Source organism: Micromonospora yasonensis, assembly GCF_026013475.1.
Taxonomy (GTDB): Bacteria; Actinomycetota; Actinomycetes; order Mycobacteriales; family Micromonosporaceae; genus Micromonospora; species Micromonospora yasonensis.
The window spans coordinates 21,396-27,805 of record NZ_JAPDPH010000081.1 but is presented as its reverse complement, the minus strand read 5'-3'; the positions used below and the strand labels follow the sequence as shown (position 1 = coordinate 27,805).

The window sequence follows — 6,410 nt, the reverse complement described above, 5'->3', positions numbered from 1 at the left end:
CGGCGGGCCGGGGCGACGTACGCCTGCACACGGGGCCGCGTCCGGGGCGCCCCCAGCCGCACGCGCTGCGCCGGCCGCGTCTCGGCGGCACGCCACTGGTCGGCACCCGCGGGGCGGTCATGGACCTCGGGCTACCCACCGCCGGCCCGCTCGACGTCGGCTACGCCACGCCGACCATGTTCGGCACGGGCACCCGGATCTGGCTGTTCCCCGCCCCGCCGCCGGCCCGCCGTCGCCCGCGTACCGCCCGGCGGGTGGCGCGGCGACGGACCGCACGCGTCTGACGGGGGGCGGCCCGCCCCAGGTGGACGGGCCGCCCCGGTGCCGACCTCGTCGGCCGGCACCGGGGTGGCGCCCGTCAGGAGGACGTCTTGCCCCGGCCGCGAAACCGGCGCCACCACTGCCAGTGGTGACAGATGCCGGAGACGCTATCCGGTGTCCCGCCGCCCCGACAAGTCTTGACTTCCGTCGATGGGTGTGAGCGATTCTCCCGCGTTGCTGTTTCGGCAGCTACGGTGTGTGCCATGACCGGCGTAGCGCCCCTCATCGACGCCCTCATCGGGTTGGGTCTCACCCAGTACGCCGCCCGCGCGTACCTGGCTCTGGTGGCCCGCGACCGGTACACCGCGGCGGAGTTGGCCCGTGCCTCCGGTGTGCCCCGCCAGCGGATCTACGACGTGCTCAGCTCGCTGAGCGAGCGCGGACTGGTGCGGGTGCGACCGGGCCCGGTGGTCCGCTACGCGGCGGTCGACCCGCAGGCTGCGGTCAGCCGGATGATGGAGGCCCATCGCAACGCGTACGAGCAGCGCGAGCGGGCCGGCGCCGAGTTGATCGACCAGCTCGCTCCCCTGTGGACGCGCGGGCGGTCCGAGGACGATCCGCTGGACTATGTCGAGGTCATCCGGGACCGGGAGCTGCTCGCCGAGCGGTTCGCCGAGCTCCAGTCGAGCGCCCGGCACCAGTTGCTCACCCTCGCCAAGATGCCGTACCTGGTGGTGGAGAACCCGGCCGGCATGGAGGCGGCCCGCCGGCTGGTCCGCGAGGGCGGCGACGTCCGGTGCGTCTACGAGCGGGCGATGCTCGATGACCCCGACCTGGTGGCCCACACCCGGGGCTTCGTGGACGCCGGGGAGCGGGCGCGCCTGGTCACCGAGGTGCCGATGCGCCTCTGCATCGCCGACGGCGCCCGGGTCCTCATGTCGATGCGGGACCCGCGCGCCGACGAGGCATCGAGCACATCCCTGCTGATCGAGCACCCCGCGCTCGCCCAACTGCTCATCCAGGCGTACGAGTCGATCTGGTCCGCCGGCGAGGAATTCGCCCTGGTGGTGGCGCCGGCCCGCTGACCCACGAGGCCAGCCCCGGCCGCTTCTGCCCACGGCGGATCTGCCGCCGGCAGAATCCCTGGGCCGCCCGGTGCCACCCGAAGGAGGCTGGAGGCGGCCGGTTCCCGGGCGGCCCGTCGCCCGCCGGCGGCACGGAGGTGGTCAGGTCATGGGGTACGGCATCTGGATGCTGGACGAAGGGCAGCCGTCGTTCGGCGACCGGGTCTTCGAACGGCTGCTCAAGGAGCGGATCATCTTCCTCGGCACCGAGGTCACCGACGCCTCGGCCAACCAGATCTGCGCGCAGATCCTGTTGCTGGCCGCAGAGGACCCGGAGCGGGACATCTTCCTCTACATCAACTCGCCGGGCGGCTCGGTCAGCGCCGGGATGGCCGTCTACGACACCATGCGGTACGTCAAGAACGACGTCGGGACCCTGGCGCTCGGGATGGCCGGCTCGATGGGGCAGTTCCTGCTCTGCGCCGGCACCGCCGGGAAGCGGTTCGCGCTGCCCCACTCGCGGATCATGATGCACCAGCCGTCCGGCGGGATGGGCGGCACGGCCGCCGACATCACCATCCAGGCGGAGAACATGCTGCACGTGAAGCGGACCATGCAGGAGCTGATCGCCCGGCACAGCGGGCGCGCGCTCGACGAGATCCAGCGCGACTGGGACCGGGACCGGTGGTTCACCGCCGAGCAGGCCCGCGAGTACGGCCTGATCGACCAGGTGGTCGCCCGCGCCGAGCAGCTCCCCGGCTGAGCCATCGGGACCCCGGCGGGCGTCGGACGCGCCCCCTCGATCGCGTCCGTCGACCCGCTCCGGGTGGCCGCACCTGCCGGGCCCGATGTACGGGCGAGCCTATGACCGGTCCACCGCTCGCGCACCGGGTGAGGGGCGCAGCGCCTTCCGACGAATTCTCGTTACATCGGACGGGAAGGGCCCGGCCGGCCACGGCCGGCCGGGCCGCTGCACCCGGGTCAGGGGTAGCTGACCACCGGGCTGGTGCCGTACGAGCCGACGACCGGGGTGCCGGCCTCGTTGATGGTGCGTTCGATGCCGCCGCTGCCGTCGAGGAAGACGGTGACCGCGTCGTGGAACCGGACGCCGGCCCGGCTCGGCGCCTCGATCGCCCGGTCGCAGCGGATGTCCACGCCCTGGTTGAAGTACGAGTAGACCCCCAGACCCCACGCCTCGTGCTCGCGCACGTGCCCGGCGACCTGGTACGAGGCCCAGCCGTTGCCGGTCGGGCTGCGCCAGGCCGCCTGGCTCGGCGGGTCGTACGGCAGTTCGCTCTGGTAGAACACCGTCCGGCCGCGCTCGCCCCGCCACACCGTCTGCCAGCGCTGGTAGTGCTCGACGAAGAGGCCGTACGCGGTCACGTCGTCGCCGTTGACGACGACGCCGGTGTCAGCGGTGTTGACGGTCCAGCCGATGGTGCCGGCCTTGCCGTGGTCGCCGCGCCAGGCCCAGATGTTGTCGATCAGGGTGTGCCGGCTGTTCACCACCAGGCTGGTGGCGGCCTTGCCGACGTTCGGGCCGCCGATCCGGAAGAAGACGTCCTGGAGCGAGATCGGGTTGTCGGCGTGCGACCGGTGGCTGTGCTGCTTGCCCACCTCGACCAGCACCTCCGACTCGACCGGACCGGCGTCGACCAGCACCCCGGCGACGCGTACGCCGTCGACGTCCTCGATCCGCAGGGCCGCGTCGCCGGTGGTCGGGGCGAGGCTGGGCATGCCGAGACCGAGCACCACGGTGTCCGGGTGCTCGACCCGCAGCGCCCGGTCCAGGTGGTAGACGCCGGGGGTGAGCAGCAGGTGCCGACCCCGGGACAGTTCCTGGTTGATCCGCTTCGCCGAGTCGGTGGGCCGGGCCACGAAGAAGTCGGCCAGCGGCAGGGAGGGCACCGGCCGGGCGCCCGCGCCCCAGGTGGTGCCCGCGGTGTCGTGCCGCAGCGTGGGCACGGCCACCCGCCAGCCGCCCGCCTCGTCCACGAAGAGGTACGGCTTCTCCCGCGTCACCGGACTGGTCGGCAGGGTGGTGTACGGCGGGTTGGGGAAGCCCTGCGCCGGTGCGCCCAGCACACCGGAGAAGACCTGGTTCCAGACCCCGTTGGTCCAGTCGCCGCCGAGTTCGCTGTCCCGGGTCAGCCACTGCTGCTGGGAGCCGTTGATGGTGATGCCGTCCACCTTGGAGTCGGCGATGTACCCACCGCTGGAGTAGCCGCCGTTGCCGGGCTCCAGCCAGAGGATGCCCTTGATGTGCACCCGGCGCATCGGCGACGCCTGGGAGACGGCCCACTGGTTCGACCAGTCGGTCGGGGTGACGGCGAGGTTCTCCACCGAGCGCCAGAAGTTGGTGAGGGCGGAGATCCCGGCGGGCGAGTTCGGGTCGGGTTGGCCGATCACCCGGACCGCGCCGTGGATCTCCACGTCGTCGGGGTGGGCGCCGAGGCCGGCGACGGTGGTGTAGTAGCCGAGCCGGGCGTTGACCTCGTACCGGCCGGGCTTGAAGAGCACGGCGTACCGGTCGGCGCCCATCTCGTTGTGTTCCTGCGCGGCGAACAGGCGGTCCAGGGTGGACTGGATCTCCTCGACCGGGGTGCTGGGGTCGTATACGAAGACGTTGGGGCCGAGGTCCGGGTCGCCGGCGGCGGGCGCGGCGGCGGCCGGCAGCGCGGGCAGCCCGAGGGCGGTCAACGACGCCGCGGAGGCGGCGGTGAGGGTGAGGAAACGGCGGCGGGAGGGGTCGACTGGTCTCATCTGCCTGCCTGTCGGTGATGGGGTACGGGTCGACCAGGAGGCGTGAGAGCGCTCTCTGGGCCGGACGTCCTGTTCCTACCCCATCGACGCCGATCGCGCCAGGCTCCGCCGGTTCCGGAACCGTCGTCAGCGGGCGTCGTACCGGGTCCGGGCGGCTTCCACCTCGGCGAGGTGGGTGGTGGCCCACGCCTCCAGGCCGGCGACCAGGTCGAGCAGGCTGCGGCCGAGGTCGGTGAGCGCGTAGTCGACCCGGGGCGGCACGGTGGCGTGCACGGTACGGGTGACGATGCCGTCCCGCTCCAGCCCGCGCAGGGTCTGCGTGAGCATCTTCTGGCTGATGCCGTCGATCCGCTCGGCCAACTCCCCGTAGCGCCGGTCGCCGCGGGCGAGGGTGAGCACGACCAGCACGCTCCAGCGGTCGCCGATCCGGTCCAGGACCTTCCGGCTGCCGCAGTTCCGGTTGAACGGGTCCGCCTGCACGGGCTCACTCTCTTTCAGTGCGTACCGAACTTCAAGGTGCCTACTCTCCAACGGGAAGTAAGCCTCTGCTGTTCCCGTTGGCGTGGGAAGAAAGATTCTGTCGCCAGTACAGGGAGTCCTCATGTCCATCGTCGTCACCGGCGCCACCGGCCACCTCGGCCGCCTGATCATCGAGTCGCTGCTCGACCGGGGCGTACCGGCCGACCAGATCGTGGCGCTCGGCCGCAACATCGACCGGCTCGCCGACCTCGCCGGGCGCGGGGTGGTCACCCAGCGGGCCGACTACGACGATCCCGAGTCGCTGCAGGCGGCCTTCGCCGGCGCCGACAAGCTGATGTTCGTCTCCGGCAGTGAGGTCGGCAAGCGGGTGGCGCAGCACGCCAACGTGGTCACCGCCGCCAAGGAGGCCGGAATCGGGCTTTTCGTCTACACCAGCATCGCGAACGCCGACACCTCCAGCCTGGTGCTGGCGGCCGAGCACAAGGCCACCGAGCAGCTGATCAAGGACTCCGGCGTGCCGTACGTCTTCCTGCGCAACAGCTGGTACCTGGAGAACTACACCGCCCAGTTGCCCACGTACCGCCAGCACGGGGTGGCCGGCGCGGCGGGTGACGGGCGGGTCAGCGCCGCCACCCGCGCGGACTACGCCGAGGCCGCCGCGGTGGTGCTCACCACCGAGGGCCAGGCCGGCAAGGTGTACGAGCTGGGCGGCGCGCCCTTCACCATGACCGAGCTGGCCGCCGAGATCTCCCGGCAGGCCGGCACCGCGATCTCCTACCTCGACCTGCCCGTCGACAAGTACACCGAACTGCTGGTCGCGGCCGGCCTGCCGGAGGGGTACGCGGCCGTGCTCGCCGATGGCGACCGCGGTCTCGCGCAGGGCGAACTGGCGGTCGGCGACGACCTGGCCAGGCTGCTCGGGCGCGCGCCGACCACGCTCGCCGAGGCGGTCCGCGCCGCGCTCTGACGGCTCTCGTCGCCGCCCCGGCCCGTCCCGCCCGGGGCGGCGACGGCCAGGTCAGGCCCGCTGCTCGCGCAGCTTCACCAGGTCGTCGACGAGGGCCTCGACGTAGTCGGCCGTCTCCTCCCAGCGGGTCACCGGGATGCACTGGATCCCCATGGCCTTCACCGGGTAGTCGTTGCCGCCGGCGTCGAGCCGGTCACCGACGAAGAGCACGTTGTCCAGCTTCAGGTCCAGGCACTCCAGCAGCTTGCGCATGCCGTACGCCTTGTCCACGCCCTTGCGGGTCACGTCGATCGAGGTCGAGCCGCCGCCCCGAACCTCCAGGTCGGGCAGCTTCTCGGCGACCGCGTCCCGGAGCCGCTTCTTCTTGCTGCCGTCCGGGTCCCAGCCGTACTTCTCGGCCGGCGGGGCGGACTGGCCCAGCGCGGAGAAGGTGATCTGGCTGCCCCGATCCTCGATGATGTCGCCCCAGGTCTTCGACTCCCAGAGGCCCAGCGCCTGCGCCGACTCGGTGAGCGCCCCGACCACCCGGGCCTTGTCCGCCTCGCTCAGATCCTCGGCGTAGACCTGCCGCCAATCCCCGTCCGACCAACGGTAGTAACGGGTGCCGCAGGTGGGCATCAGGTGCAGCCGGCCCCGCTGCTCCTCGGTCACGTCGAGGTGGGTCAGCACCTGCGCCTCGAACTGCTCGAACCGACCCCCGGAGATGATCAGCACGTCCACCTCGGTGAGCAGGTGGCCGAGCAGTTCCGCCATCCGACCATCGATCTGGGACTTGGAAACCGCCAGGGTGTCGTCCAGGTCGAACGCCACCACTCGAAGATCGTTCATCAAGTACCACCATGTCGTCGCGGGCAGGCCAGGACTTAGCAGGGTAC

The 6,410-nt window shown here is 71.9% G+C and carries 6 protein-coding genes and 1 pseudogene; 4 read left to right on the top strand and 3 right to left on the bottom strand.

Annotated elements, in window-relative coordinates:
• The 3 genes and pseudogenes from ONA70_RS18090 to ONA70_RS18080 all read left to right on the top strand — a co-directional run.
• A pseudogene (locus tag ONA70_RS18090) lies at positions 1–284 on the top strand (helix-turn-helix domain-containing protein); the annotation flags it as partial.
• Positions 285–524: 240 nt separating this feature from the next.
• Positions 525–1,346, top strand: coding sequence for a TrmB family transcriptional regulator (locus ONA70_RS18085; protein ID WP_265007621.1), 822 nt, complete (start codon positions 525–527; stop codon positions 1,344–1,346).
• Between the two features lie 148 nt (positions 1,347–1,494).
• Positions 1,495–2,088, top strand: coding sequence for an ATP-dependent Clp protease proteolytic subunit (locus ONA70_RS18080; protein WP_265007620.1), 594 nt, complete (start codon positions 1,495–1,497; stop codon positions 2,086–2,088).
• A 218-nt stretch (positions 2,089–2,306) separates the two neighbouring features.
• On the opposite strand, the gene ONA70_RS18075 is transcribed toward ONA70_RS18080, so the two are convergent.
• Both ONA70_RS18075 and ONA70_RS18070 read right to left on the bottom strand, forming a co-directional pair.
• Positions 2,307–4,088, bottom strand: coding sequence for an adenylyl cyclase (locus ONA70_RS18075; protein WP_265007619.1), 1,782 nt, complete (start codon positions 4,086–4,088; stop codon positions 2,307–2,309).
• A gap of 126 nt (positions 4,089–4,214) precedes the next feature.
• Positions 4,215–4,568, bottom strand: a complete 354-nt coding sequence (locus ONA70_RS18070; protein ID WP_265007618.1) for a winged helix-turn-helix transcriptional regulator — start codon at positions 4,566–4,568, stop codon at positions 4,215–4,217.
• Positions 4,569–4,689: 121 nt separating this feature from the next.
• On the opposite strand from ONA70_RS18070, the gene ONA70_RS18065 reads away from it, so the two are divergent.
• Positions 4,690–5,535, top strand: a complete 846-nt coding sequence (locus tag ONA70_RS18065) for an SDR family oxidoreductase (protein ID WP_265007617.1) — start codon at positions 4,690–4,692, stop codon at positions 5,533–5,535.
• 51 nt (positions 5,536–5,586) lie between these two features.
• On the opposite strand, the gene ONA70_RS18060 is transcribed toward ONA70_RS18065, so the two are convergent.
• The gene (locus ONA70_RS18060; RefSeq protein ID WP_265007616.1) at positions 5,587–6,363 is read right to left on the bottom strand and encodes an HAD-IIB family hydrolase; all 777 of its coding nucleotides are present in this window, start codon (positions 6,361–6,363) and stop codon (positions 5,587–5,589) included.
• Positions 6,364–6,410: the final 47 nt, after the last annotated feature.

Excerpts from the sequence above, each read along its gene's own strand:
- ONA70_RS18085 (WP_265007621.1), top strand. The coding sequence starts at position 525 with ATGACCGGCGTAGCGCCCCTCATCGACGCCCTCATCGGGTTGGGTCTC.
- ONA70_RS18060 (WP_265007616.1), bottom strand. The coding sequence starts at position 6,363 with ATGAACGATCTTCGAGTGGTGGCGTTCGACCTGGACGACACCCTGGCG.
- ONA70_RS18065 (WP_265007617.1), top strand. The coding sequence starts at position 4,690 with ATGTCCATCGTCGTCACCGGCGCCACCGGCCACCTCGGCCGCCTGATC.
- ONA70_RS18075 (WP_265007619.1), bottom strand. The coding sequence starts at position 4,088 with ATGAGACCAGTCGACCCCTCCCGCCGCCGTTTCCTCACCCTCACCGCC.
- ONA70_RS18080 (WP_265007620.1), top strand. The coding sequence starts at position 1,495 with ATGGGGTACGGCATCTGGATGCTGGACGAAGGGCAGCCGTCGTTCGGC.